Origin of the sequence: Streptomyces agglomeratus (assembly GCF_001746415.1) — a bacterium.
GTDB classification, from domain to species: domain Bacteria; phylum Actinomycetota; class Actinomycetes; order Streptomycetales; family Streptomycetaceae; genus Streptomyces; species Streptomyces agglomeratus.
The window spans coordinates 3,659,012-3,683,887 of record NZ_MEHJ01000001.1 but is presented as its reverse complement, the minus strand read 5'-3'; the positions used below and the strand labels follow the sequence as shown (position 1 = coordinate 3,683,887).

The 24,876-nt window shown below is 70.6% G+C and carries 25 protein-coding genes; 14 read left to right on the top strand and 11 right to left on the bottom strand.

What is annotated here, in order from left to right; genetic code table 11:
* Window positions 1-35: 35 nt before the first annotated feature.
* Entirely contained in the window at window positions 36-794 is a 759-nt protein-coding gene (locus AS594_RS15870) for a MerR family transcriptional regulator (protein WP_069932805.1), read from the top strand.
* Window positions 795-953: 159 nt separating this feature from the next.
* Here AS594_RS15870 and AS594_RS15865 read toward each other — a convergent pair whose 3' ends face one another.
* Entirely contained in the window at window positions 954-1,319 is a 366-nt protein-coding gene (locus tag AS594_RS15865; protein ID WP_069927657.1) for a YbjQ family protein, read from the bottom strand.
* Between the two features lie 148 nt (window positions 1,320-1,467).
* On the opposite strand from AS594_RS15865, the gene AS594_RS15860 reads away from it, so the two are divergent.
* On the top strand, window positions 1,468-2,163 hold the full coding sequence (locus tag AS594_RS15860; protein WP_069932806.1) for a DedA family protein: 696 nt from the start codon (window positions 1,468-1,470) through the stop codon (window positions 2,161-2,163).
* 42 nt (window positions 2,164-2,205) lie between these two features.
* Here the strand turns inward: AS594_RS15860 and AS594_RS15855 are convergent, their stop codons facing one another.
* Both AS594_RS15855 and AS594_RS15850 read right to left on the bottom strand, forming a co-directional pair.
* Window positions 2,206-3,897, bottom strand: coding sequence for a threonine/serine exporter family protein (locus tag AS594_RS15855; RefSeq protein ID WP_069927655.1), 1,692 nt, complete (start codon window positions 3,895-3,897; stop codon window positions 2,206-2,208).
* A 175-nt stretch (window positions 3,898-4,072) separates the two neighbouring features.
* A complete protein-coding gene (locus AS594_RS15850; RefSeq protein WP_069930540.1) occupies window positions 4,073-4,567 on the bottom strand; it encodes an inorganic diphosphatase in 495 nt (164 codons plus the stop codon).
* Window positions 4,568-4,744: 177 nt separating this feature from the next.
* On the opposite strand from AS594_RS15850, the gene dacB reads away from it, so the two are divergent.
* The 6 genes from dacB to folE all read left to right on the top strand — a co-directional run bounded on the left by dacB (window position 4,745) and on the right by folE (window position 12,163).
* Window positions 4,745-6,169 (top strand): D-alanyl-D-alanine carboxypeptidase/D-alanyl-D-alanine endopeptidase, encoded by a 1,425-nt coding sequence (gene dacB, locus AS594_RS15845; RefSeq protein ID WP_069932807.1) that lies wholly within the window; start codon window positions 4,745-4,747, stop codon window positions 6,167-6,169.
* A 76-nt stretch (window positions 6,170-6,245) separates the two neighbouring features.
* Window positions 6,246-7,376 (top strand): zinc-dependent metalloprotease, encoded by a 1,131-nt coding sequence (locus AS594_RS15840; RefSeq protein WP_069932808.1) that lies wholly within the window; start codon window positions 6,246-6,248, stop codon window positions 7,374-7,376.
* A gap of 175 nt (window positions 7,377-7,551) precedes the next feature.
* Window positions 7,552-8,610: a tRNA lysidine(34) synthetase TilS gene (gene tilS / locus AS594_RS15835; protein WP_069927652.1), complete on the top strand. Its 1,059-nt coding sequence runs from the start codon at window positions 7,552-7,554 to the stop codon at window positions 8,608-8,610.
* A gap of 44 nt (window positions 8,611-8,654) precedes the next feature.
* A complete protein-coding gene (hpt, locus tag AS594_RS15830) occupies window positions 8,655-9,194 on the top strand; it encodes a hypoxanthine phosphoribosyltransferase (protein WP_069930539.1) in 540 nt (179 codons plus the stop codon).
* Between the two features lie 197 nt (window positions 9,195-9,391).
* On the top strand, window positions 9,392-11,425 hold the full coding sequence (gene ftsH, locus AS594_RS15825; RefSeq protein ID WP_069927651.1) for an ATP-dependent zinc metalloprotease FtsH: 2,034 nt from the start codon (window positions 9,392-9,394) through the stop codon (window positions 11,423-11,425).
* Between the two features lie 132 nt (window positions 11,426-11,557).
* Window positions 11,558-12,163, top strand: coding sequence for a GTP cyclohydrolase I FolE (gene folE, locus AS594_RS15820; RefSeq protein WP_069927650.1), 606 nt, complete (start codon window positions 11,558-11,560; stop codon window positions 12,161-12,163).
* Window positions 12,164-12,288: 125 nt separating this feature from the next.
* Here folE and AS594_RS15815 read toward each other — a convergent pair whose 3' ends face one another.
* From AS594_RS15815 to AS594_RS15790, 6 genes are all read right to left on the bottom strand, one after another.
* Entirely contained in the window at window positions 12,289-12,771 is a 483-nt protein-coding gene (locus AS594_RS15815) for a DUF3180 domain-containing protein (RefSeq protein WP_069932809.1), read from the bottom strand.
* A gap of 80 nt (window positions 12,772-12,851) precedes the next feature.
* The gene (gene folK, locus AS594_RS15810) at window positions 12,852-13,451 is read right to left on the bottom strand and encodes a 2-amino-4-hydroxy-6-hydroxymethyldihydropteridine diphosphokinase (RefSeq protein WP_069932810.1); all 600 of its coding nucleotides are present in this window, start codon (window positions 13,449-13,451) and stop codon (window positions 12,852-12,854) included.
* Window positions 13,448-13,807 (bottom strand): dihydroneopterin aldolase, encoded by a 360-nt coding sequence (folB, locus tag AS594_RS15805; protein WP_069932811.1) that lies wholly within the window; start codon window positions 13,805-13,807, stop codon window positions 13,448-13,450. The genes folK and folB overlap by 4 nt, the downstream gene beginning before the upstream one ends.
* 190 nt (window positions 13,808-13,997) lie before the next feature.
* Window positions 13,998-14,450 (bottom strand): nuclear transport factor 2 family protein, encoded by a 453-nt coding sequence (locus AS594_RS15800; RefSeq protein ID WP_069927646.1) that lies wholly within the window; start codon window positions 14,448-14,450, stop codon window positions 13,998-14,000.
* Window positions 14,447-15,316 carry a dihydropteroate synthase gene (gene folP / locus AS594_RS15795; RefSeq protein ID WP_069927645.1) on the bottom strand — a complete coding sequence of 290 codons (870 nt, stop codon included), beginning with the start codon at window positions 15,314-15,316 and terminating at the stop codon, window positions 14,447-14,449. Before folP ends, AS594_RS15800 begins: the two co-directional genes overlap by 4 nt.
* 16 nt (window positions 15,317-15,332) lie before the next feature.
* Window positions 15,333-15,785 (bottom strand): MarR family winged helix-turn-helix transcriptional regulator, encoded by a 453-nt coding sequence (locus AS594_RS15790; RefSeq protein ID WP_069927644.1) that lies wholly within the window; start codon window positions 15,783-15,785, stop codon window positions 15,333-15,335.
* 123 nt (window positions 15,786-15,908) lie between these two features.
* Between AS594_RS15790 and AS594_RS15785 the strand changes: the two genes are divergently transcribed.
* Complete coding sequence (locus AS594_RS15785; protein ID WP_069927643.1) at window positions 15,909-16,832, top strand: NADP-dependent oxidoreductase; 924 nt, start codon at window positions 15,909-15,911, stop codon at window positions 16,830-16,832.
* Window positions 16,833-16,842: 10 nt separating this feature from the next.
* On the opposite strand, the gene AS594_RS15780 is transcribed toward AS594_RS15785, so the two are convergent.
* Window positions 16,843-18,696 (bottom strand): phosphatidylglycerol lysyltransferase domain-containing protein, encoded by a 1,854-nt coding sequence (locus AS594_RS15780; RefSeq protein WP_069932812.1) that lies wholly within the window; start codon window positions 18,694-18,696, stop codon window positions 16,843-16,845.
* Between the two features lie 140 nt (window positions 18,697-18,836).
* On the opposite strand from AS594_RS15780, the gene AS594_RS15775 reads away from it, so the two are divergent.
* Window positions 18,837-19,949, top strand: a complete 1,113-nt coding sequence (locus AS594_RS15775) for an alpha/beta hydrolase (protein ID WP_069932813.1) — start codon at window positions 18,837-18,839, stop codon at window positions 19,947-19,949.
* On the opposite strand, the gene AS594_RS15770 is transcribed toward AS594_RS15775, so the two are convergent.
* The gene (locus AS594_RS15770) at window positions 19,936-21,102 is read right to left on the bottom strand and encodes an ABC transporter ATP-binding protein (protein ID WP_069932814.1); all 1,167 of its coding nucleotides are present in this window, start codon (window positions 21,100-21,102) and stop codon (window positions 19,936-19,938) included. The two genes, AS594_RS15775 and AS594_RS15770, sit on opposite strands and share 14 nt — an antisense overlap.
* Before the next feature lie 128 nt (window positions 21,103-21,230).
* Between AS594_RS15770 and AS594_RS15765 the strand changes: the two genes are divergently transcribed.
* The 4 genes from AS594_RS15765 to AS594_RS15750 all read left to right on the top strand — a co-directional run bounded on the left by AS594_RS15765 (window position 21,231) and on the right by AS594_RS15750 (window position 24,779).
* Window positions 21,231-21,989 (top strand): ABC transporter permease, encoded by a 759-nt coding sequence (locus AS594_RS15765; RefSeq protein ID WP_069932815.1) that lies wholly within the window; start codon window positions 21,231-21,233, stop codon window positions 21,987-21,989.
* Between the two features lie 3 nt (window positions 21,990-21,992).
* Window positions 21,993-22,679, top strand: a complete 687-nt coding sequence (locus AS594_RS15760) for an ABC transporter permease (protein WP_069927638.1) — start codon at window positions 21,993-21,995, stop codon at window positions 22,677-22,679.
* Between the two features lie 62 nt (window positions 22,680-22,741).
* Window positions 22,742-23,722 carry an ABC transporter substrate-binding protein gene (locus tag AS594_RS15755; RefSeq protein ID WP_069932816.1) on the top strand — a complete coding sequence of 327 codons (981 nt, stop codon included), beginning with the start codon at window positions 22,742-22,744 and terminating at the stop codon, window positions 23,720-23,722.
* An 85-nt stretch (window positions 23,723-23,807) separates the two neighbouring features.
* The gene (locus AS594_RS15750; RefSeq protein WP_079148189.1) at window positions 23,808-24,779 is read left to right on the top strand and encodes a hypothetical protein; all 972 of its coding nucleotides are present in this window, start codon (window positions 23,808-23,810) and stop codon (window positions 24,777-24,779) included.
* Window positions 24,780-24,876: the final 97 nt, after the last annotated feature.

Genomic DNA, 24,876 nt, shown 5'->3' with positions numbered 1-24,876 from the left:
TGAGTGCGTACCGAGAAGAAGAAGGAGCGGAAGCGATGAGCTACTCCGTGGGACAGGTCGCCGGATTCGCCGGAGTGACGGTGCGCACGCTGCACCACTACGACGAGATCGGACTGCTCTCCCCGAGCGGCCGCAGCCACGCGGGCCACCGGCGCTATGACGACGCCGACCTCGACCGGTTGCAGCAGATCCTGTTCTACCGGGAGCTCGGCTTCCCGCTCGACGAGGTGGCGGCCCTCCTCGACGACCCGGGCGTGGACCCGCGGGAGCACCTGCGGCGCCAGCACGAGCTGCTGTCCGCCCGGATCACGAAACTTCAGGAGATGGCCGCCGCCGTCGAAACCGCCTTGGAGGCACGGAAGATGGGCATCAAACTCACCCCGGAAGAGAAGTTCGAGGTCTTCGGCGACCACGACCCCGAGCAGTACGCCGAGGAAGTCGAGCAGCGCTGGGGCGACAGCGAGGCGTACAAGGAGTCGCGGCGCAGGACCGCGTCGTACACCAAGGAGGACTGGCTGCGGATCAAGGCGGAGGGCGAGGAGAACACCGCCCGCCTGGTCGCCGCCATGGAGGACGGCGCCGCGCCCGGTTCCGTCCGGGCCATGGATCTCGCCGAGGAGCACCGCGCCCTGATCAGCCGCAACCACTACGACTGCGGCTACGACATGCACGTCTGCCTCGCCGAGATGTACGTCGTTGACGAGCGCTTCACCACCTCGATCGACGCGGCGAAGCCGGGCCTGGCGGCCTACCTGCGCGAGGCGATCCTGGCGAACGCCGCCCGCCACGCGTAGCGCACGGCTCGGACGGCTCGGGACGGCTCGGACGGCAGGCACGGTCGTGGGCGCGGGTGAGGGCGCAGCTTCAAGGGCTCAGGGCGCCACGCACGGGCTCCGGGCGGCCCGTGTACGGCTCCGCAGGCGCCCCGGAGCCGTACACGGGCCGGCCCGCCGTCACTCCTTGGTGAGGACGACCGCCGTGCCGTACGCGCACACCTCGGTGCCCACGTCGGCCGCGTCGGTCACGTCGAAGCGCATCGTCAGCACACCGTTGGCGCCGCGCGCCCTGGCCTGCTCGACGAGCCGCTCCATCGCCTGGTTGCGGGTCTCCACCAGCGTCTTGGTGAGCCCTTTGAGCTCGCCGCCGATCATCGACTTCAGTCCCGCGCCGATCTGGCTGCCCAAGTGCCGTGAGCGCACCGTCAGGCCGAACACCTCACCGATCACGCGCTCCACCCGGTAGCCGGGTGCGTCGTTGGTGGTGACCACCAGTACGTCGGACCGCGTGTTCTGCCCGCCGCCGTAATCCTCGATGCTCATTCGCATCCACCTCCTGCCGGACAGCCTGACCGCAGACGGGCTCCTGCGCATCCCCTCGGGCCTACTGGAACCAGGAGCACACCGGTGGCGTTGATAGCTTTGGGCAGCACACCCGCAGACGACGACCCCACCCAGGAGCCCGGTACCCGTGAATACGCTTGCGCTCGGACCTACCTGGCTGGATCCGGACTATCTGCTGGAGCAGTTCGGCCTGATCGGCCTGCTGGTCATCGTCTTCGCCGAGTCCGGCCTGCTCATCGGCTTCTTCCTGCCGGGCGACTCGCTGCTGTTCACCACCGGCCTGCTGGTGACCACGGGCGTTCTGGACACCCCGCTGTGGCTGGTATGCACCCTGGTGGTCATCGCGGCGATCCTCGGTGACCAGGTCGGCTATCTCTTCGGCCGCAAGGTCGGACCGGCCCTGTTCAAGCGCCCGGACTCCAAACTCTTCAAACAGGAGAACGTCGAGAAGGCCCACGACTTCTTCGAGAAGTACGGCCCCAAGTCGCTGGTCCTGGCCCGCTTCGTGCCGATCGTCCGTACGTTCACGCCGATCATCGCCGGCGTGAGCCGGATGAATTACCGCTCGTTCATCACGTTCAACATCATCGGCGGTGTGCTGTGGGGAGCGGGCGTCACGCTGCTCGGCGCCTCGCTCGGCAAGGTCGAATTCGTCCACAAGAACATCGAAGCGATCCTGATCCTGATCGTCCTGATCTCGGTCCTTCCGATCGTCATCGAGTACCTGCGTGCCCGCAGCAAGAACAAGAAGGCCGCGGCCGCCGGAGGCGACCAGGCCGACGGCACGCCCCCCTCCTCGCGCGGCCGCCACGCCAAGCGCTGACCCGGGCAGCCCGGCCCGGGCGGGTACTGACCCGGGCGGACCCTAGAAGCCGCGCGTCCGCTTGGCCGCGCGGCGGCTCGCCCCACGGCCGGCCCCCGGCATCTTCAGGAACAGCCGGGAGATCTCTCCACCCAGATTCACCCCGATGGCGATGGCCAGCGACAGGGCCGCCGCCGTCGACAGGGACGCGAGCCCCTGGTTCAGATCGTTCTGCGCGATGCCCAGCAGTCCGAAGTACGTCGACGAACCGGGCAGCAGCGGACCGATCGCCGCCGTGACGTACGGCAGCGCCGACGCGTACTGGTAGCGCGAGAACAGCTGCCCGAAGAGGCCCACGAGCCCGGCCGCGACAGCCGTCGATGCGACCGCGGAGATCTCGCCGACGTCGTGCATCGCGCCGTACACGATCCACGCCACTCCGCCGTTCAGCGTCACGATGAGCACGGTGTTGCGTTCCTGCTGGAGCAGGATCGCGAAGGCGAAGCACAGCAGCATTGACGCCAGGATCTGCGTCACCGGCCGCTCCACGGTCACCAGGGACGTCGCCGCGTGCAGCTCGGCGTCCAGCTGCACGCCCAGATAGAGCACGACCAGCACGCCGATGACGATGGCGATGAAGAAGTACATGACTTCGAGCAGCCGCGCCGACGCGGTGATGTAGTAACCGGTCAGACCGTCCTGCACCCCCGCCACCAGGGCCCGCCCCGGCAGCAGCGCGAAGAGTCCACCGGTGATCACCGCGGAGGGCCGCACGTCCCACATCGTCGTCGTGGGCGCCAGCGTGAGGGCCACTCCTATGGCGGCGGGCGGCATCGCCGCCACCACGAACTGGTAGAACTCGGGCAGTCCGCGCCCCGCGCACAGCCACGCCAGCCGGTCGCCGAGCATCGCTCCGATCGCGGCGGCCAGGAACACCACGGGACCACCGCCGACCAGCACCGAGGCCGCACCCGCCAGCAGCCCGCTGGACGCGGTCAGCGCCCAGCCCGGGTACGGGTGACGGTTGCGCCGTATCTCCGCGAGGGTGCGGTACGCCTCTTCCAGCGTGACGTCGGTGTCCGGCGACGTGATGTCGTCGATGAGGTGGTAGACGGCCGCCAGCCGCGTGTAGTCGGTGCCCCGGCGGCGTACGGTCCTGCTCGCCGTGACCGGGTCCTCCACCAGTGAGGGCTGGTACGAGATGGACAGCAGCGTGAAGGTGACGTTCGGCTCGCAGCGGTCGAGCCCGTAGGCCCGGCTCACGCCGAACATCGCGGCCTCGACGTCCTCGGCACCCTCGCCGCCCGCGAGCAGCAGCTCGCCGATACGCAGCGTCAGGTCCAGCACGCGCGGCACGGCGGGCCCCGCCTCGTCGTGCCGCTGCACCGGCTCCGGCACCGGCCGGTCGCCCACCGGCATGCGCAGCAGCGTGCGCATCCGGTCCTGCCAGGGAGCCTCCTTGGTCAGCCGGACCATGGGCACCCCGTGGGCCGGGGTGAAGGCGGGCGGCGCGTTGCGGGCGCTGTAGGTGCTCGGGGTGTCGAAGGCCGAGACCTCCGGCGGGATGGGGTGCTCGCCCGTGGTCAGCCCTTCCGGGAGGGCGAACTCCGAGGTGGGGCTGTCCTCCTCGGGCGGTTCCGGCTGCTCCACCCCGGCCGGCGGAGTGAAGGCGCTGCGCGCCTCGTCCGACTGCGGCTTGCGGTCCTCGGGGCCCTCACTCTCGGCCCCGCTGCCGCCGCGCTTCGGCTCCGCCACTACTTGCCTCGCTTCGAGTCCTTGATCCAGTACGTTCGTATGCCCAACCCATGGCCAGACATGCCCAGTATGCGGACGGACGCCTTCCCCTTGCGCGTCGCTCAACACGCGGCGGGCGGTGCACCCCCATTGGGGTGCACCGCCCGCCGCGATGTCAGTCAAGCCCAGGGGCTCGTCAGTGGCTGCCGCCCTGCGCCTGGAGGCGCTTGTACGAAGCCTCGACCTCGGCCTCGGCCTCGGTGCGGCCGACCCAGTCGGCGCCCTCTACGGACTTGCCGGGCTCCAGGTCCTTGTAGACCTCGAAGAAGTGCTGGATCTCGAGGCGGTCGAACTCCGACACGTGGTGGATGTCGCGCAGGTGCTCGACGCGCGGGTCAGACGCCGGAACGCACAGCAGCTTGTCGTCGCCGCCGGCCTCGTCGGTCATCCGGAACATGCCGATCGCGCGGCACTTGATGACACAGCCGGGGAACGTGGGCTCGTCGAGCAGTACGAGCGCGTCCAGCGGGTCGCCGTCCTCGCCGAGGGTGTTCTCGACGAAGCCGTAGTCCGCCGGGTAGCTCGTGGAAGTGAAGAGTCGACGGTCCAGGCGGATCCGGCCGGTCTCGTGGTCCACCTCGTACTTGTTCCGCGAACCCTTCGGAATCTCGATGGTGACGTCGAACTCCACGGGTGGTTCCTCCATGATCAGCACAAACTCCGGATGGCGCTGCGTCCTTCCGGGGCGAGCCCCGGACCGTCGGCCGGTTCGGTAGGCCGGACGAGCCGGGGCGTCATGCTCCCGGCAACACGCAGTGGTTAAGTGTCCCTCACGCAGGTGTGTGATCGCGAAAGGGGCTGGTCCGAGGTGCCGGAGCGCAAAACGTGGCAGCTCGCGGCGATCGCGGCTGTCGCCGGTCTCGCCCTCTCTGCCGGTGCGGTGGCCGCGGCAGGCCCCTGGGACTCCGGTCAGCGTAAGGCCGAGCGGGCGTGGGCCGCCTCCCAGGACGGCACGGGTGGCGCACATCACCAGCCGGGGGCGCCCGACGCCCCGCCGCCCGCCCCCCGGGCGCCCGGCGTGCTCACCGCGCTCGGCAGGCCCGTACCGCCGCCCGCGGCGAGCGGCCTCGCGGACGCCCTCGACCCGCTGCTGCGCGACCCCGCGCTCGGCACGCGGCGTACCGCGTCCGTGATCGACACCGCGACCGGCGCGCAGGTGTACGGGAAGGGCGACGCGGACGGAATGGTTCCGGCGTCCACCATCAAGATCGCGACCGCGGTCGCCGCACTCTCCGCCCTCGGACCCGGCCACCGCATCGCCACCACCGTCACAGCGGACCGCGACGGGGAGAAGACCGTGCTGGTCGGCGGCGGCGACCCGACCCTGGACCGGGACGCGCTGGGCGCCCTGGCCGACGACACGGCCCGCGTCCTGCGCGACCGCGGCGCCGCCGAGACGGAGCTGGCGTACGACACCACGCTGTACTCGGGACCCGACCTTCACCCCATCGGCCCCAACGAGAACATCAGCCCCGTCAGCCCCCTGATGATCGAGGAAGGCCGGCTGGACGGCTCCCGCAGCGGGCCCGCCCCGCGCAGCGCCGACCCCGCCGCCGACGCCGCCCGCGCCTTCGCGCTGATGCTCCGCGAGCGCGGCGTCCGGACGAAGGGCGACCCCGCACCCGGCAAGGGCCCGGCCGGCGCCGAACCGGTGGCCCGGGTCTTCTCCGCGCCCCTGTCCGCCCTCGTCGAGCGCACCCTCACCCACAGCGACAACGACATCGCCGAGGCGCTCGCCCGCCAGACGGCACTCGCCTCGGACGAACCGGCCAGCTTCGAGGGCGCGGGCAGGGCCGTCGAGTCCAGCCTGAGGAAGCTGCGGCTGCCGCTGGACGGCGCCCGCTTCTCGGACGGCAGCGGCCTCGACCGCGACGACCGCATGTCCGCGGCCCTGCTGTCCGGCCTGCTCGCCCGCGCCGCCGACCCGGCCCGCCCCGCGCTGCGGCCCGTCCTCACCGGCCTGCCGGTGGCCGGTTTCAGCGGCACACTGAGCAGCCGGTACGCCGAGGACGCACCCGGTACGGGCATGGTCCGCGCCAAGACCGGCACCCTCAGCGGCGTGAACACCCTGGCCGGAACGGTCGTCGACGCGGACGGCCGGCTGCTCTCCTTCGCCTTCCTCGCCTCCGGCTCCACCGGCCCCGAAGCCGCCCAGTCGGCCCTGGACCGGCTCGCCTCCACGATCGCCAACTGCGGCTGCGAACCGTCCGCGGGGCGGCCGGGCCGGACCTGACCCCCGACAAAGTTCAGGGGTACAGGTGGAGGACAACACCTCTCCGCCGACCGGGTCGACAACGTACGGTTGACGCATGACGAGCATCGGTGGTGCGGAGATGGTCGACTGGAACCTCGCGGTGGCGACCGCGACCCGACTGGTGAGGCCAGGTCCCGAGGTGAGCCGGGACGAGGCGCGCGCCGTCGTCGCCGAGCTCCGCCGGCACGCCAAGGCGTCGGAAGAGCACGTCCGCGCCTTCACGCGGATGATCCCCGAGGGACACGAGCCGCAGAACACCCCGGTCCTCGTCGTCGACCGGGCCGGCTGGATCAGGGCGAACGTCGCCGGGTTCAGGGAGATCCTGCGCCCGCTCCTCGACAAGATGCAGGAACGACGGGGCGACGGACCCGGCGGCGCCGTGCTCGGCGCGGTCGGCGGCAAGGTGACCGGCGTCGAGGTCGGCATGCTGCTGTCCTTCCTCGCCTCGCGCGTCCTCGGACAGTACGAGACCTTCGCCCCGCCCTCCCGCGACCTGCCCGCCGGAACCGGCGGCGGCCGCCTCCTGCTCGTCGCGCCGAACATCGTGCACGTCGAGCGGGAGCTCGAAGTCGACCCGCACGACTTCCGGCTGTGGGTGTGCCTGCACGAGGAGACCCACCGCACCCAGTTCACGGCCGTGCCCTGGCTGCGCGACCACCTGGAGGGCGAAATCCAGTCGTTCCTCGCCGAGACCGAGGTCGACCCGATGACCGTGCTGGAGCGCCTGCGCGAGGCGGCCCAGTCGCTCGCCGGGGGCCGCCCCGAGGGCGAGGCGGGCGAGGACGGCGGCCGCAGCCTGGTCGAGATCGTCCAGACCCCCGCCCAGCGCGAGATCCTCGGCCGGCTGACGGCCGTCATGTCGCTGCTCGAAGGCCACGCGGACTTCGTGATGGACGGCGTGGGGCCCGATGTGGTGCCGTCCGTCGCCGAGATCCGCGAGAAGTTCCAGCAGCGCAGGGCCCGCGGCGCCAGCCGCCTGGACCTGGCCCTGCGCAAACTGCTCGGTCTGGACGCCAAGCTCCGGCAGTACCGTGACGGTGAGCGTTTTGTACGGGCTGTGGTGGAGGAAGTGGGAATGGACGGCTTCAACCGGGTCTGGACCTCCCCGAACACGCTCCCCACCAAGGCGGAGATCGCCAAACCGGCGGACTGGGTCGCGCGGGTGCACCGCAAGGCGGAGTCGTGACACGGATGCGGTCGGTGGCAGGAGAACGCCCCTCCAATCACCCATCCGAGGGACCGTAGGCGCTGGGTAGGCGTGCAATGCTCGGGGAATGGCCCGGCTCTGTCACCATCGACGCACTCTGAGTGACTGGCCTTCTCCTCCCGAGGCACACCAACTTCACCGAAGGGCACCGGACATGGGTCCCCATCCTGCGGTCGCAGCGATACGCCTGGCGGTCCGCCGCGTACTCCACGACGTACTGACCGACATCACCGACAGCACCGGCATCACCCCGCGCGCCATGGCGGGCGGCCCGCCGGGCGCCGCGCCCCACGAGCCGCCACCGGCGCCGCTCGTGCTCGTGGCGTGCTCCGGCGGCGCCGACTCCATGGCGCTCGCCTCCGCCCTCGCCTTCGAGGCGCCCAAACTCGGCATCCGGGCCGGCGGCGTCACGGTCGACCACGGCCTCCAGGAAGGCTCCGACATCAGGGCCGCCGAGGTCGTCACCCGCCTCACCGCGCTGCGCCTCGACCCCGCCGAGGCCGTCGCCGTGACCGTCGGCCGTGACGGCGGCCCCGAAGCAGCCGCCCGCGACGCCCGCTACGCGGCGCTGGACGCCGCCGCCGAGCGCCACGGCGCCGCCGCCGTCCTGCTCGGCCATACGCGCGACGACCAGGCGGAGACGGTCCTGCTCGGCCTCGCCCGCGGCTCCGGCATCCGCTCGCTGTCCGGCATGGCCGCCGTGACCGGCGCCGGCCGCTACCGCAGGCCCTTCCTCCAGATCGACCGGCAGACCGCCCGCAAGGCATGCATGGTCCAGTCGCTGCCCGTCTGGGACGACCCGCACAACACCGACCCCGCCTACACCCGCTCGCGGCTGCGCCACGACGGCCTGCCGGCCCTGGAGAAGGCGCTCGGCAAGGGCGTCGTCGAGGCCCTCGCCCGGACCGCGCAGCTCTCCCGCGACGACGCCGACGCCCTCGACGACTGGGCCGCCGAGGCGGACGCGTCCGTACGGGACGAATCCGGTCAGCTGGAGTGCGTGAAGCTCTACGCCCTGCCCCCGGCCGTACGCCGCCGGGTCCTGCGCCGGGCCGCCATCTCCGCGGGCTCGCCGGCCGGATCGCTCTTCGCGCGGCACGTCGAAGAGGTGGACCGGCTGATCACGGGCTGGCGCGGGCAGGGAGTCATCAACCTCCCCGGACGGGTGGAGGCGCGGCGGCAGGGTGGCAGACTGGTCATCCGGCAGGGCTGATGCGCTGAAGCACTACGAAAGTGACCCCGGTGGACGAGAAGGACATGGGCACCGACCTCAAGTCGGTGCTCATCACCAAGGAAGAAATCGACGCGAAGCTGGTCGAGCTGGCCGCGAAGATCGATGCGGAGTACGCGGGCAAGGACCTGCTCATCGTGGGTGTCCTCAAGGGCGCCGTCATGGTGATGGCCGACCTGGCACGGGCGCTGTCCACGCCCGTCACGATGGACTGGATGGCGGTCTCGTCGTACGGCGCGGGTACCCAGTCCTCCGGCGTCGTCCGCATCCTCAAGGACCTCGACACCGACATCAAGGGCAAGCACGTCCTGATCGTCGAGGACATCATCGACTCGGGTCTGACGCTCTCCTGGCTGCTGTCGAACCTCGGATCGCGTGAGCCGGCGTCGCTGAACGTCTGCACGCTGCTGCGCAAGCCTGAGGCGGCGAAGGTCCAGCTCGACGTGAAGTGGGTCGGCTTCGACATCCCGAACGAGTTCGTCGTCGGTTACGGCCTGGACTACGCGGAGAAGTACCGCAACCTGCCGTTCGTCGGGACGCTCGCCCCGCACGTCTACGGCGGCTGAGCCCGCGCGGCGAGCCGGGCGTCGCCTGCCGGGAACCTCCACCCTTGCCCCGCCGTTGGAGCATGGGAAGGCAGGTTCGTCAGCCGTCCCCGGCAGTCGCGGGTGACAATGCTGGGGTACCGTCCGAAGAACAGTCTTTTTAAACAGCAGCATTTACCTACGGGCAGGAGGGACGGGGCGATTACCGCCCCGTATGGATGGACGTGAAGCGATACTTCCGTGGGCCGGTCATGTGGATCGTGCTGGCCGTCCTCGCCGTGGTCGTGTTGATGCAGGTTGTCGGCTCGTCCGGCGGCTACAAGACGGTGGACACTGCCGAGGTCGTCCAGGCGATCGACAAGAACCAGGTCAAGCAGGCCAAGCTGACGACCGGTGACGAACAGGTCATCAAGGTCGAGCTCAAGGACGGCCAGAAGGTCAAGGACAGCAGCAAGATCCAGGCGAGCTACATCGGCGACCAGGGCGTCGCGCTCGCCAACAAGCTGCAGTCGAAGTTCGACAGCGGGGACATCGACAAGGGCTACACGGTCTCCCCCTCCAAGCAGAACCCGTTCGTCGGGATCCTGCTCTCCCTGCTCCCCTTCGTCCTGATCGTTGTCGTCTTCCTGTTCCTGATGAATCAGATGCAGGGCGGCGGCTCCCGGGTCATGCAGTTCGGGAAATCCAAGGCCAAACTCATCACCAAGGACACCCCCAAGACGACGTTCGCCGATGTGGCGGGCGCCGACGAGGCGGTCGAGGAACTCCACGAGATCAAGGAGTTCCTCCAGGAGCCGGCGAAGTTCCAGGCCGTCGGCGCCAAGATCCCCAAGGGTGTCCTGCTGTACGGCCCGCCCGGTACGGGCAAGACGCTGCTCGCGCGTGCCGTCGCCGGTGAGGCCGGAGTCCCGTTCTACTCGATCTCCGGTTCCGACTTCGTCGAGATGTTCGTCGGTGTCGGTGCCTCCCGGGTGCGTGACCTCTTCGAGCAGGCCAAGGCGAACGCTCCGGCGATCGTCTTCGTCGACGAGATCGACGCCGTGGGCCGTCACCGCGGCGCCGGCATGGGCGGCGGTCACGACGAGCGCGAGCAGACGCTGAACCAGCTGCTCGTCGAGATGGACGGCTTCGACGTGAAGGGCGGCGTCATCCTGATCGCCGCCACGAACCGTCCGGACATCCTCGACCCGGCGCTCCTGCGCCCGGGCCGCTTCGACCGGCAGATCGCGGTCGACCGTCCGGACCTCATGGGCCGCCTCGAAATCCTCAAGGTGCACGCGAAGGGCAAGCCGGTCACGCCGGAGGTCGACCTCCGGGCCGTCGCCCGTCGTACGCCCGGCTTCACCGGCGCCGATCTGGCGAACGTGCTGAACGAGGCGGCGCTGCTGACCGCCCGTACGGACAAGAAGCTGGTCGACAACCACGCTCTTGACGAGGCGATCGACCGTGTCGTGGCCGGACCGCAGAAGCGGACCCGGATCATGAGCGAGAAGGAAAAGAAGATCACCGCGTACCACGAGGGCGGTCACGCCCTGGTCGCGGCGGCTTCTCCCAACAGCGACCCGGTGCACAAGGTCACCATCCTGTCCCGCGGGCGTGCCCTCGGTTACACGATGGTGCTCCCGGACGAGGACAAGTACTCGACCACGCGCAACGAGATGCTGGACCAGCTCGCCTACATGATGGGCGGCCGTGCGGCCGAGGAACTGGTGTTCCACGACCCCACCACGGGCGCCTCGAACGACATCGAGAAGGCCACCGCCACGGCCCGCGCGATGGTCACGCAGTACGGCATGACCGAGCGCCTCGGCGCGATCAAGTTCGGTCAGGACGGCTCCGAGCCGTTCCTCGGCCGTGACATGGGTCACCAGCGCGACTACTCGGAAGAGGTCGCCGCGCTGGTCGACGAAGAGGTCAAGAAGCTCATCGAGACCGCGCACAACGAGGCGTGGGAGATCCTCGTCGAGAACCGCGACGTTCTCGACAACCTGGTTCTGGCCCTCCTGGAGAAGGAGACGCTGAACAAGGAGGAGATCGCCGAGATCTTCAGCCCGATCGTGAAGCGCCCGGCCCGCCCCGCGTGGACCGGTTCTTCCCGCCGTATGCCGTCGACGCGGCCGCCGGTGCTCTCCCCGAAGGAGCTCTCCCTCACCAATGGCGCCACTGCCAACGGTGGGACTCCCGCGGTGACGGCCGGCCCCGTGGACACCCCGGCCACCGAGGCGATCCCGGAGGAGCGCCCCGAGAGCTGATCGTCCGGCCCCCGCGCGGGGCCCGGAATGAACGCCGCGTCCCCCAGGTTTTAGCCTGGGGGACGCGGCGTTTTCGGCGCGGCATATTCGTACGGCCGCCCGCGGCATGTAAAGCACAGGAACGAGGCACAGATGACCGACCCGGTGACGTTGGACGGCGAGGGCACCATCGGCGAGTTCGACGAGAAGCGGGCCGAGAACGCCGTACGCGAACTCCTCATCTCGATCGGCGAGGACCCGGACCGCGAAGGGCTGCGGGCGACCCCGGGGCGCGTGGCGCGGGCGTACAAGGAAATATTCGCGGGGCTGTGGCAGCAGCCCGAGGACGTGCTGACCACGACGTTCGACCTGGGCCACGACGAGATGATCCTGGTCAAGGACATCGAGGTCTTCTCGACCTGCGAGCACCACCTCGTTCCCTTTCGCGGGGTGGCCCACGTCGGGTACATCCCGGCCACCAGTGGCAAGATCACCGGTCTGTCCAAGCTGGCGCGGCTGGTCGACGTGTTCGCCCGCCGCCCGCAGGTGCAGGAGCGGCTCACCACGCAGGTCGCCGACTCCCTGATGGAGATCCTGGAGCCGCGCGGCGTGATCGTGGTGATCGAGTGCGAGCACATGTGCATGTCGATGCGCGGCATCCGCAAGCCGGGCGCGAAGACCATCACCTCGGCCGTGCGCGGGCAGCTGCGGGATTCCGCGACGCGCAACGAGGCGATGAGCCTGATCATGGCCCGCTGAGCTCCGGGCCGGGCGGCGGGAGAGTGCCCGCCGGGCTTTCGCTCCGGCGGTGCGCATGAGCTCCTCGGGCTTTCGCTCCGGCGGTGCGTACGAGTTCCCCGGGCTTTCGCTCCCGGCGGTGGGGCTCAGGCTGTAGGGGCGGCGCCCGTTTCCTCGTCGTCCGGGAGCTTGCAGACCCGCTCCAGGAAGAAGGCCGCCGCGACGACGCCGGCGCCTGCCAGCACGGCCAGGCCCGCGTAGATGGCCTGGTCGCGGCGGGCGGGTACGTCGAGGCTGTTCATCAGCAGGTAGACGCCCACGCCGCCGTACATGCCGCAGACCAGCGACGCGACCAGCGCGCTCGCCTGGCCGAATACCACCGCGCGGGCCGCCATCAGCGGCTCCACGCCCTTCGCGCCCGGCCGGCGCTCCCGCTGGGCGCGCAGCCGGGAGCGGATCGACAGCGCGGTCGCCAGGAGCACGACGGCGATCACGGCAAGCACCACGGGCGCCGCCAGCGGGACGCTCGGCAGCGTGCCGAACGTGTCCCAGAGCCGGGCGCCGCCCCAGGACAGGACGCCGGCCACGGCGAAGAGACCGGCCAGTACCCCGAGCCGAAGTTGCTTCACCGAGAGCGCCCCTCACATCGGTTCATGTCACAGCCGGTCACGATCACGCGTCCGGTCGTTGCCGTCCGTCAGCCTAACGACTACTCGGGCAGTCGGAGTTCCAGATCGGGGCGGGCGAGTACGCCGGTGGCGCCGACGCCGTTCAGCAGGTCCCCCACGGGGCCGCGGCCGGGCAGCTGCGCCTGCGGGTCCACGTCGTGCCACGGGGCCAGCACGAAGGCGCGCTCGTGGGCGCGCGGGTGCGGGAGGGTGAGGAGCGGGTCCTCGGACACCACATCGGCGTACGCCACGATGTCGACGTCGATCGTGCGCGGACCCCAGCGCTCCTCCCGGACCCGGTCGAAGGCTTCCTCGATGGCCTGGCCGCGCTCCAGCAGCGAGGCCGGCGGCAGGGTGGTCTTGATGACGACGACCGCGTTGAAGTACGACGGCTGGGAGCCGGGGTCGACGCCCCAGGGCTCGGTCTCGTACACCGGGGAGACGGCCTTCACGCGCAGGCCGGGGGTGTCCTCCAGGGCGTCGATCGCGCCCTGGAGGGTCTCCAGGCGGTTGCCCAGGTTCGAGCCGAGGGAGATCACGGCCCATTTGGGGTTGGACAGCGTGATGTCCGCAGCGTCGACCTGTTCCACCACGGAGGCGGGCACCGGCTGCACGGTCGGGTCGCTCGTTGTGCGGTTCATACTCGGCTCCGGGTGATGGTGATGGTCACGTCGTCGAAGGGCACCGTGATCGGGGCATCCGGCTTGTGGACGCAGACCTCGACCTCCTTCACCCCGGCGTGCTTGAGGCACTGCTGGGCGATCCGCTCGGCCAGTGTCTCGATCAGGTCGACCGGCTCGCCCTGGACGACGTCCACGACCTCTTCCGCCACGACTCCGTAGTGCACGGTCTTCGCCAGGTCGTCGTCGGCCGCCGCGGGGCGGGTGTCGAGGCTGAGAACCAGGTCCACGATGAAGGTCTGGCCTTCCTCACGCTCCCGGGGGAACACGCCGTGGTGCCCGCGGGCCTTGAGGCCGCGCAGCGCGACACGATCCACGCGAATCACTCCTGCTGTCGTAGAGAACGAGGGCGCCTGCCGAGTGCGGTCGGCCTGCCACCCTTACCCGAATCTACCTGCGAGCACTGACACCGGACGCCCACGGGGGCTATGGACAGAAGCTCTTGGGGCTGGTAGCCGCCCATACCCAGGGGCCCCGGACGCCAACCTTCCACAGGCCCCTACCCACTCAGGCGGGTGTCTCGTCGTCCTCTTCCTCACCGTTTTCGGCCAGAACGGGGGAGCCGTGGTGCGACCACAGCTTCCAGCCGTCCTCTGTGCGGCGGAACACATTGGTGGCCACGATCAGCTGGCCGACGAGCGGGCCCAGTTCGCCCGCCTCCTCGGCCGGGCCGCCGCTGAGGGTGTTCTCGGTGCAGACCACCAGGGCGGTGTCGCCGAGGACGGTCACCTTCACGTCGGTGAGGAAGAACTGGATGTACTCCGTGTTCGCCATGATCAGGGCGTACGAGCGCAGGACCTCGCCCCGCCCCGACAGCACCGGCCAGCCCGGGTGGACGCAGGAGATCTCGTCGTCCAGCCAGATCGCCGACAGCTCTTCGAAGTCGCCGCGCTCCACGGCCTCGTAGAACGCCGTGTTGACCACTTCGACCTGTTCGGCGTCCGTGCGCGCGCGGCTCACAGGGCGCCCTCTACGGCCCTGGCGACCCGTACGGCGTCGGCGGTCGCCCGTACCTCGTGCACGCGTACCGCCCAGGCGCCCTCGTGGGCGGCGATGGCGGAGACGGCGGCGGTGGCGGCGTCCCGTTCACGCGCGGGCGGTGGGGCGGCACCCTCGCCGGCGGAGGCCGCCAGGACGTGGCCGAGGAACCGCTTGCGGGAGGCGGCCACCAGGAGAGGGCGCCCGAGGGCGCGCAGGGCGCCGAGCCGGGCGACCAGGGCGAGATCGTGTTCGGCCTGTTTCGCGAAGCCCAGGCCCGGGTCGACGACGATGCGTTCGGGGGCGATGCCGCCCGCGACGACGGCCTCCACGCGCGCGTGCAGCTCGGCGACGACCTCGCTCACGACGTCGGCGTACACCGCGCGGCTGTTCATCTGCTCACTGAAGCCGCGCCAGTGCATGACGACGAAGGGGGCTCCGGCCGCCGCGACGGCGGGGATCATGGCGGGGTCGGCGAGGCCGCCGCTGACGTCGTTGACCAGGACCGCGCCGGCCGCGACCGCCTGTTCGGCGACGGCGGCGCGCATGGTGTCCACGGAGACGGTGACACCTTCGGACGCGAGGCCGCGCACCACCGGGATCACCCGCTTCAGCTCCTCGTCGGCGTCGACGCGGGAGGCGCCGGGCCGGGTCGACTCGCCGCCGACGTCGATCAGGTCGGCTCCCTCGGCGACGAGGTCCAGGCCGCGCTTGACCGCGGCCGTCGTGTCGAACCAGCGCCCGCCGTCGGAGAAGGAGTCGGGCGTCACGTTGACGACCCCCATCACCGCACAGCGGTCCCACTCCGGCAGACCCTCGACCCGGCCACGCGTGCGCAACGTACTCATGCGTCCAGCGTAGGCGTCAGGTGGTGGTCCCCGGACCGCGCGAACCGCAGAAGACGCGCCCGAGGAGGTCGTAGAGGGCGGTGCGGTCGGCGTCGTCCAGGGCGTCCAGGGCCTCGTGCGTGGTGTGCATACGGGCCCGGATGGCGTCGACGGTCTCCTCGCCGGCGGTGGTGAGCACCACGTTCTTGACCCGGCGGTCGCTGGGGCTGACCTCGCGGCGTACGAGATCGCGCTTCTCCAGCCGGTCGACGATGCCGGTGATGTTGGACGCGTCGCAGGCCAGCACGGTCGCGAGGGCGCGCATCGAGGCGGGGGCCGTGCGCAGCACGCCGAGGGTCTTGGCCTGGCTGGCGCTGAGGCCGGCGTCGGCGGCGGCGACGGAGAAGTCGCCGTAGTAGCCGCTGAAGGAGTCGGCGAGCCGCTCCATGAGCTGTGCCTTGGTGGGGATCGTCCTGATCGTCTCTGCCATGGCACCAGCTTAGCGCGCGAAGCTTGACTATCTCAAAGGTTGAGGTCTACGGTCTTTTCAGTTGCTTGAGATGCTCAAGCAAACTTCCCCCAGTCACCACAGCACACCCACAGGAGCACCACCATGAAGGCGATCACCTACGGCACGTACGGCGGCCCGGACGTTCTCGAGTACACCGACGTCCGGGACCCGAAGGTCGGTCCGGACGCCGTCCTGGTCCGCGTCAGGGCCGCCGCGGTCAACCCCGTCGACTGGAAGATCCAGGCCGGTTACCTCGACGCCGCGCTCGACGCCGTCTTCCCCGTAGTGCCCGGCTGGGACGTCGCCGGTGTGGTGGAGCAGGTGGGCGTCGGAGTGACCGAGTTCGCGCCGGGTGACGAGGTCATCGGGTACGTACGGGAGGACTTCGTCTCGCGCGGCACGTTCGCCGAGTACGTCGCCGCCCCCGTGCGCACGCTCGCCCGCAAGCCCGCCAACCTCTCCTTCGAGGAGGCCGCGGGGCTGCCGCTGGCCGGCCTCACCGCGTACCAGGCGCTCCACCGGCTCCAGGTCACCGAAGGGGAGACCGTACTGGTGCACGCGGCGGCCGGCGGCGTCGGGGCCCTCGCGGTGCAGATCGCGCGCACCCTCGGGGCGCGGGTCATCGGCACGGCGAGCGAGCGCAACCACGACTTCCTGCGCTCCCTGGGGGCCGTCCCGGTGGCGTACGGCGACGGACTGGCCGACCGCGTCAAGGCGCTCGCGCCCGAGGGCGTCGACGCCGTGCTCGACCTCGTCGGCGGTGAGGCGCTGAAGATCTCGCCCGAGCTGCTCGCGCCCGGGGGCCGGCTGGCGTCCGTCGCGGACGGCGCCGTGGTGGGCCTCGGCGGCAGCTACGTCTTCGTACGCCCCGACGCCGCCGACCTGACGGCGCTGACGGAGCTGGCCGAGCGCGGCGCGCTGTCCGTCGAGGTCGCCGCCGTCTTCCCGCTGGCGGAGGCCGCCGACGCCCTGCGGCTGAGCATGGAGGGCCACACCCGCGGCAAGATCGCGATCAGCGTCGGCTGAGCGAAGCGGATCAGGCGGCCGGCTGCCCGGCCTCGTGGCGCACCCGCACCTGTTCGAGGTGGGCGCACGGCCGCCGCCGGCCCGCCGCGGCCGGGCGGGCGAACGGGCGGGGCAGGCCCAGCGTGACGAAGCCCTCCGCCTGCATCGCGGCGAAACCGATGCGCGGCAGGTCGCGGGTGGTGCGGAAGACCACGAACCGCGGCTCCCACCGCGGCCGGAACTTGGCGTTGAACTTGTACAGCGACTCGATCTGGAACCAGCGGGAGAGGAACACCAGCAGGCCGCGCCACACGCGCAGTACCGGCCCCGCCCCGATCTTCTCGCCGCGTGCCAGCGCCGAGCGGAACATCGCGAAGTTGAGGGAGACTCGGTCGACGCCCAGGCGCGGCGCGGCCTGGAGCGCGGCGACGATCAGCAGTTCGTTCATGCCGGGATCGGCGGAGCGGTCACGGCGCATCAGGTCCAGGGACATCCCGTCCGTGCCCCAGGGGACGAAGTGGAGTACGGCCTTCAGGTCTCCGTACGGTGACTCCTGGCCGTGCCCGCCGTCCGCCGCTTTGTGGGCCGTCGCGATCACGCAGTCCCCGTCGCCGGGCTCCCCGATGCGGCCGAGCGCCATGGAGAAGCCGCGCTCGGTGTCGGTGCCGCGCCAGTCGGCGGCGGCCCTGCGCACGCGCTCCAGCTCCGCCTCACCGAGGTCGCCGACGCGGCGTACGCGCGTCTCGTAGCCGCCCCGCTCAATGCGTTTGACCATCTGGCGTACGTTCCGCATGGCGCGCCCGGCCAAGGAGAAATCCGGCACGTGCACCACCGCTTCGTCCCCGAGCTCCAGCGCGTCGAGCCCGGTCTCGCGGGTCCACACCTCGCCGCCGGTCTCGCTGCACCCCATCACGGCGGGGGTCCAGGAGTGGGCCTTGGCCTCGTCCATGAATCGTTCGATGGCGCCCGGCCACGCCTCGACGTCGCCGATCGGGTCGCCGCTGGCGAGCATCACGCCGGAGACCACGCGGTAGGTGACGGCGGCCTTGCCGCTGGGGGAGAAGACGACCGCCTTGTCGTGGCGCAGCGCGAAGTGGCCGAGGGAGTCGCGGCCGCCGTGCCGGGCCAGCAGCTCGCGCAGCCGCTGCTCGTCGTCGGCGGTGAGGCGCGCCGCCGGGTGCTCGGGCCGCAGGGCCAGATAGATGGTCGTGACGGCGGTGAGCAGGCCCAGCGCGCCGAGCGAGTAGCCGACGGTCCAGGAGACCCGGCCCGCGTAGTCGACCGGGCCCTCGAAGCCGAACAGCCCGTACAGGACGTGCTCCAGGCGCTCCGCCACGCTCGGGTCGCCGATGACCTTCGCCGGGTGCGAGCTGACGATGACCAGACCCAGCCCGAGCGAGCCCGCGCCGAGGAGGAAGAAGTTCGCGAGCGCCTTCCAGCGGCTGCGCGGGTCGGGCAGGGCGGCGAACTCGCCCCGGTGGCGCAGCAGGAGAGCGAGCAGGGCGAGCGAGATGAGTACGCCGATGACCGAGTTGCGGTACGCGAACTGCGCGGCCGCCCCGGCGGGCAGCAGGACCACGGCGGCCCGCCAGGCGCGGCGCTTGTGGCGCTTGAGGCCGTGCGCGAGCAGCAGCAGCAGGACGCCCGCGCTGATCGCGAGAGCGGCCGCGAACGGGCCGAGCGCTCCGGGCAGTACCTCGGCGAAGGCGTGCATCCGGCTGTGCCGGAATCGCGGGAAGACGCCGGCGGCGATGTCGAGGAAGCCCACGAAGGTGCAGGCCGTACCGACGAGGGAGGGGACGCGTTCGGGCCTCGGACCCCGCAGGATCCGGCGTACCCGACCGGGAACCGCTCCGGTTTTATCCCCATCTAGCCTGATAGACATCGCTTCCCGTGGCTCCGCGAGATAATTTCTGTCCTTGGGCCGAAAGCAGCCGGACAATTTGCGCTCTCTAGGACGGCTCATCCGGGGAGCGGGTTCACTCGCTCCCGGGAAATTCTCAGGCAGAAAGCTTTCTCCTCATCATGGGCCTCACCAGTAACAAGGTTCTGGCGCTCGCCGCCGTGCTGGCAGTGGTGCTGTTCGTCTCCACCGTCGCGCTCTGGCCCCGCCTGGCGGGCCGCAATTGGCGTGCCGTACTGGGCAGGGTCGGTCTGCTCCTCGTGACCCAGTTGCTGCTCTTCGCCACGCTGGGGCTCGCCGCGAACAAGTCCTTCCTCTTCTACGGCTCCTGGACCGACCTCTTCGGCCAGGAGACCGAGCTGGGTGTCGTCGTCGACCACTCGGCCGGCGCCAGGGACCTCACGGTCGTCGCCACGCAGGGCATGGATGTGCAGGGCGGGTCCAAGCCGGCCGTGGGGGGCCAGATACAGAAGGTCGTCATAGCGGGCGAGCACTCGAAGATAGCGAGCCAGGCGTACGTCTATCTGCCCCCCGAGTATTTCTGGCCGCAGTACGCCGGGAAGACCTTCCCGGCGGCCCTCGTGCTCACCGGCTACCCGGGCACGGCCGAGAACCTGCTCAAGGGCCTGCGTTACCCGCGAACCGCCCACACCCAGGCGCAGAAGGGCACGATGCAGCCCATGATCCTGGTGATGCTGCGGCCCACCGTGGCGCCGCCGCGGGACACCGAGTGCGTGAACGTGCCCGGCGGCCCGCAGACCGAGACCTTCCTCGCCAAGGACATCCCCAAGGCGGTGTCGGAGTCCTACCGGGTGGGCACCAAGCCTCGGAACTGGGGCGTCATCGGGAATTCCACCGGCGGTTACTGCGCCCTGAAGTTCGCCATCCACCACCCGGGGACCTTCGGCGCGGGCGCCGGTCTGTCCGCGTACTACAGGGCGGCGGAGGACCCGACGACCGGCGACCTCTTCCACGGCGACAGGACCGAGCGCAACCGGGCCGACCTGATGTGGAGCCTGGACCATGTGAAGCCGTCGAAGACGTCGTTCCTCGTGACCAGTTCGAGGCAGGGCGAGGAAAATCTCCGGGACACGGTGAAGTTCGTCGGGAAGGTGAGGCCGCCGGCGCGGGTCTCCTCGATCACCCTGGACAACGGCGGCCACAACTTCGGCACCTGGCGGCGCGAGATACCGGCCGCCATGGAGTGGATGAGCGCCCGGCTCAGGGCGAGCTGACCGTCCGCACCTCCACCGCCGTACGGGGAACGTCCTGGGCGTCGGCGTCGATGGAACGGCGCAGCGCCTCGTGCAGACGAGCCGGTGTGAGCACGCCGAGGAAGCGTCCCGCGCTCTCCTCGTCGATGACCGCGATCCACCCGGCGTCGTGCTGGAGCATGGTGGAGAACGCCTGCTTGAGGGAGGCGCCGACGGGCAGCCATGCCTCCATGCGGCGCGCGTGTTCGCGGACGGTCCCGCTCGCGTCACGGACCTGCTCGGCGGAGATCCAGCCGTGCAGGTCGTCGGAGCTGTCCAGTACGACGGCCCAGCGGGCGCCCTCGGCGGCCAGCTTCGAAGCCGCCTTCCGCACGGGGTCGTCGAGGTGGACGACGGGCGGCTGCTCCAGGTCGCCCGGCTCGATGGGCGTGACGGACAGGCGCTTGAGACCGCGGTCGGCGCCGACGAAGTCCGCGACGTACGGGGTGGCGGGCGCGCCGAGCACGGCGGCCGGGGCGTCGAACTGCTCGATCCTGCCCTGCCCGTAGACGGCGATGCGGTCACCGAGCCGGACGGCCTCCTCGATGTCGTGCGTCACGAACAGCACGGTCTTGCGCACCTGGGACTGGAGCCGCAGGAATTCGTTCTGGAGATGCTCGCGGACCACCGGGTCGACCGCGCCGAACGGCTCGTCCATCAGCAGTACGGGCGGGTCGGCGGCCAGGGCCCTGGCCACGCCGACGCGCTGGCGCTGGCCGCCGGAGAGCTGGTCGGGGTACCGGTCGCCGTGCACGGACGGGTCGAGGCCGACGAGGTCGAGGAGCTCGGCGGCACGCTCACGGGCCTTGGCGCGCTTGACGCCGAGGAGGTGCGGGACGGTCGCGGTGTTGTCCAGGACGGTCTTGTGGGGAAACAGGCCCACCTGCTGGATGACGTAACCGATACGGCGGCGGAGCCGGACGGGGTCGACGGTGGATATGTCCTTCCCGTCGAGGAAGATCCGCCCGCCGGTCGGCTCGATGAGCCGGTTCACCATCTTCATGGTGGTGGTCTTGCCGCAGCCGGACGGCCCGACGAGCGTGACCAGTTCGCCCTCGGCCACCTCGAAGGACAGGTCGTCGACGGCGGTGGTGCCGTCGGCGTACCGCTTGGTGACGTGCTCGAATCGGATCATGAGTCCCCATTGTGGCCGGTCCGCTGTCCCCACCATGTTGCGGGAATGTGGCAGGTTCCGGCGGTTGTCAGTGGCCGGGGATAGGGTCGTCAGACATAAGTTCGGGGTCTCGGGGGAGGTGGGGCGGCATGAGCGGCCGGAGCTGTCTGACGGCGAACGACTGGATCTGCGGGGAGTACGTCCGCTCCCGTGGCCAGGAATTGGCCGACGCGACCGTGCAACATGTGTGGATCACCCTGGTCTCGGTGGTGCTCGGCCTGTTGATCGCCTTTCCGCTGGCGCTGCTCGCTCGCGGACGGGACGGACGCCGGTCGCGGTTCGCCGGTCCGGTCCTCGGCCTGACGACCGTGCTCTACACCGTTCCGTCGCTGGCGATGTTCTCGCTGCTGCTGCCGGTGTTCGGGCTCTCGGCGGCCGTGGTCGTCACGGGTCTCGTGCTCTATTCGCTGACCGTCCTCGTGCGCAACATCCTGGCCGGGCTCGAAGCGGTGCCGGCGGAGGCGCGGGAGGCCGCGCTGGGCATGGGGTACGGACGCGGACGGCTGCTGTGGGAGGTCGAACTGCCCCTGGCGCTGCCCGCGCTGCTGGCCGGGGTGCGGATCGCGACGGTGTCGACGGTCGCGCTGACGACGGTCGGCGCGATCGTGGGGTACGGCGGCCTGGGCACCCTGATCGTGGACGGCCTCGACTCGCTCTTCAAGGCGCAGGTGCTCACGGCTTCGGTGATCTGTGTGCTGCTGGCGGTGGTGGCCGACTTGCTGCTGCTGGGCCTCCAGCGGGCGCTCACCCCGTGGACCAGGGTCCGTACGCCCCGCATACGCGGGGGCGTTCGCGCCCCGGCCGGTACGACGCACACGCCCATCACCCGCATCGCGAAGGCCGGCTGATCCATGGGAGCCATCGGGGACGCCTTCACGTGGCTGGCGACCGGCGCCAACTGGCAGGGTGAGAGCGGCGTCTGGAACCGGCTCGCCGAGCACCTGTACTTCAGCGGTGTGTGCCTGCTGCTGTCCTGCCTGATCGCGCTGCCCGTGGCGCTCTGGCTCGGGCACCTGGGCCGGGGCGGCGCGCTCGCCGTCAATCTCTCGAACGTGGGGCGGGCGATCCCCACCCTCGCCGTGCTGATCCTGCTGACCCTCACACCCCTGGGCAGGCTGGGTGACCTGCCGACGATCATCGCGCTGGTGCTGTTCGCCGTACCGCCGCTGCTGACCAACGCGTACATCGGCATGCGGGAGGTGGACCGGGCGGTGGTGGAGGCCGCGCGGGGGATGGGCATGTCGGGGCGGCAGGTGTTCCTCCGGGTCGAACTGCCCCTCGCGTACCCGCTGGTGATGACCGGCCTGAGGTCGGCGGCCGTCCAGGTGGTCGCCACGGCCACGCTCGCCGCCATGGCGGGCGAGGGCGGGCTGGGCCGGATCATCACGGCCGGCTTCAACACGTACAACACGCCGCAGGTGGTGGCGGGCGCGCTGCTCGTCGCCGTCCTCGCGCTGCTGGTGGAGGGCGTACTGGTGGCGGTGGACCGGCTGCTCGCTCCGATGCGCGGGCGCGAAGCGGTGCGGCGGGCGGCCTGACGGTGTCTCCCCCTTCTCTTCCTCTTCCTTTCCTCTCTTCTTCCACTTGGATGGTGAACCTCATGAGCAGGACCTCGCGCACAGCGGGTGCGGTAGTGGCCGTGATCGCGCTGACCGGCGGGCTGGCGGCATGCGGCGGCGAAAGCCTGGAGAAGGGCAAGGACGGCGGCTCGACCGAGGCCGGTGAGGCCGGAAAGAAGGGCTCGCTGGTGGTCGGTTCGGCCGGCTTCACCGAGTCCAAGGTGCTGGCCGAGCTGTACGCACAGGTCCTCTCCGAGGCCGGATACGGCACCTCGATCAAGACCGTGGAGAACCGCGAACTGTACGAACCCGCCCTGGAGAAGGGCGAGATCGACGTCGTACCGGAATACGCCGCTACGCTTGCCGAATTCCTCAACGCGAAGGCCAACGGGCCCAAGGCGCCGGAGAAGAATCCGGTCGCCTCCAGTGATGTGACCGCCACCTTCGAAGCCCTGGAGAAGCTCGCGCAGCCGCGCGGACTGAAGGCGCTGCCGGCCGGCGGGGCCGTCGACCAGAACGCCTTCGCGGTGAGCAGGGAATACGCGGAGAAGAACAACCTCAAGACCCTTTCCGATCTTGGTAAGTCCAAGCTCAAGGTGAAGATCGCGGCCGGCGACGAGTGCGAGATCCGGCCCTTCTGCGCACCCGGTCTGAAGAAGGAGTACGGGATCGACGTCACCGGCGTCGACCCCAAGGGCGTGGGCACCCCGCAGGCCAAGCAGGCGGTCAAGGACGGGGCGGATCAGCTGGTGCTGACCACCACGACCGACGCGACGCTGGAGGGTTTCGGACTCGTGCTCCTGGAGGACGACAAGAAGCTCCAGAACGCCGACAACGTACTGCCGGTGGTCAATGCGAAGGACGCCGGATCGCCTGAGATAGCGGCCGCTCTCGGCAAGCTCACCAAGGTGCTGACGACCGGGGATCTGGTGGAGCTGAACCGCAAGATCGACGCCGACAGGGTGAAGCCCGCCGATGCCGCGAAGGAGTATCTGGAGTCGAAGGGTCTGCTCAAGAAGTAGGCGGAGTAAGGAATTGGGTAACCGCCCGGGAACAGATTGCCGGGCGGGGCCCCATCCGCCGTCTACGCACGGTAAATTTCAGGCCATGCCACGTGGACGCCACCGCCATTCCCCACCCCTGCACAGGATCCTTCCGCCATCCGCGGTCGCCGGCGCGGCGATACTCTGCGCCGCCGGTTCCTGGCTGTTCGCGGAACCGGTGGTGCTGCGCGTCCTGGTCGCGGCGGCCGCGGCCGCCGCGGTCACCGGCGCGGTCCTCATGCGCGGCTGGGACCGTGCGGCGGGCCGGCGGGTGGCCGAGCTGACGCGGGCGCGCGCGAGCGACGAGTGGAAGACCGAGGAGCGCATAGCCGACCTCGAGGCGGACGTCGAGGAGTCGCGCGAGCTGCGCGCCAAGCTGGACGCGAAGCTGCGCGCCAAGCGGGTCGAACTGGCCGCCCTGCGCGGCGAGCACGCCGCGCTGCTGCGGCGCTACGCGACCGCGGAGACCGAGCGGGCCAGCGCGCTGGAAGGCCGCCGGCTGCTGGCCATCGAGGCGGCGGCGCCCGCCAAGGCGCTGCCCGCGGTGAGCAGTACGCCGACGCCGTCCGCGTATCTGCGTGCGGCCATGGCCCTGGACAACCTGTCGCGCAACGCGGCGGAGCAGGAATCCCGCAGGTCGCGCGAAGCGCGGGGCCGTGGGGTGGGGGAGCCGGAGGGGAAGCACGAGGCGGCCGCCGGTAGCGACGCAGTGTCCTCCCCGGACCATGCCCGCCCGTCGTCCGCCGTTGTCCCGCGCCGTGTCGCGGCCGCCTCCTCGGTCGTGCCGTACGCCGACGAGCGCCGCCGCGCCTCGCGCATTCAGGGAGGCTTCGACTTCTTCGGCACCCAGAAGTCGGCCGCCGCGGCGATCGAAGCCGTCCAGCACGAGGATCTCGCGGACGTGGTGGGCGAGGAGGCGCTGGCCGACGCGCACCGGACGGCGGAGGGACAGGCGGTCGGCCAGGTCATCGACCTGACGGCTCACGACGAAACGGAACAGCTCGACGTGGCGGTCCTGCGCAGCGCGATCTCGTAACACGCGCGGAAGGGCCAGTCCGGCGCGGGCAGGCCCGTCCGGCGCGAGCAGGTCCGGCCCGTCCGGAGGGGAGTCAGGCCCGTCCGGCGGGGAACAG

What these genes read in the sequence shown, in the direction of transcription:
- AS594_RS15870 (WP_069932805.1), top strand. Translation starts at nt 36, where the DNA reads ATGAGCTACTCCGTGGGACAGGTCGCCGGATTCGCCGGAGTGACGGTG.
- AS594_RS15865 (WP_069927657.1), bottom strand. Translation starts at nt 1,319, where the DNA reads ATGAGCATCGAGGATTACGGCGGCGGGCAGAACACGCGGTCCGACGTA.
- AS594_RS15840 (WP_069932808.1), top strand. Translation starts at nt 6,246, where the DNA reads ATGACGAGCATCGGTGGTGCGGAGATGGTCGACTGGAACCTCGCGGTG.
- tilS (WP_069927652.1), top strand. Translation starts at nt 7,552, where the DNA reads ATGGGTCCCCATCCTGCGGTCGCAGCGATACGCCTGGCGGTCCGCCGC.
- hpt (WP_069930539.1), top strand. Translation starts at nt 8,655, where the DNA reads ATGGGCACCGACCTCAAGTCGGTGCTCATCACCAAGGAAGAAATCGAC.
- ftsH (WP_069927651.1), top strand. Translation starts at nt 9,392, where the DNA reads ATGGACGTGAAGCGATACTTCCGTGGGCCGGTCATGTGGATCGTGCTG.
- folE (WP_069927650.1), top strand. Translation starts at nt 11,558, where the DNA reads ATGACCGACCCGGTGACGTTGGACGGCGAGGGCACCATCGGCGAGTTC.
- folK (WP_069932810.1), bottom strand. Translation starts at nt 13,451, where the DNA reads ATGAACCGCACAACGAGCGACCCGACCGTGCAGCCGGTGCCCGCCTCC.
- folP (WP_069927645.1), bottom strand. Translation starts at nt 15,316, where the DNA reads ATGAGTACGTTGCGCACGCGTGGCCGGGTCGAGGGTCTGCCGGAGTGG.
- AS594_RS15790 (WP_069927644.1), bottom strand. Translation starts at nt 15,785, where the DNA reads ATGGCAGAGACGATCAGGACGATCCCCACCAAGGCACAGCTCATGGAG.
- AS594_RS15785 (WP_069927643.1), top strand. Translation starts at nt 15,909, where the DNA reads ATGAAGGCGATCACCTACGGCACGTACGGCGGCCCGGACGTTCTCGAG.
- AS594_RS15780 (WP_069932812.1), bottom strand. Translation starts at nt 18,696, where the DNA reads ATGTCTATCAGGCTAGATGGGGATAAAACCGGAGCGGTTCCCGGTCGG.
- AS594_RS15775 (WP_069932813.1), top strand. Translation starts at nt 18,837, where the DNA reads ATGGGCCTCACCAGTAACAAGGTTCTGGCGCTCGCCGCCGTGCTGGCA.
- AS594_RS15770 (WP_069932814.1), bottom strand. Translation starts at nt 21,102, where the DNA reads ATGATCCGATTCGAGCACGTCACCAAGCGGTACGCCGACGGCACCACC.
- AS594_RS15765 (WP_069932815.1), top strand. Translation starts at nt 21,231, where the DNA reads ATGAGCGGCCGGAGCTGTCTGACGGCGAACGACTGGATCTGCGGGGAG.
- AS594_RS15760 (WP_069927638.1), top strand. Translation starts at nt 21,993, where the DNA reads ATGGGAGCCATCGGGGACGCCTTCACGTGGCTGGCGACCGGCGCCAAC.
- AS594_RS15755 (WP_069932816.1), top strand. Translation starts at nt 22,742, where the DNA reads ATGAGCAGGACCTCGCGCACAGCGGGTGCGGTAGTGGCCGTGATCGCG.
- AS594_RS15750 (WP_079148189.1), top strand. Translation starts at nt 23,808, where the DNA reads ATGCCACGTGGACGCCACCGCCATTCCCCACCCCTGCACAGGATCCTT.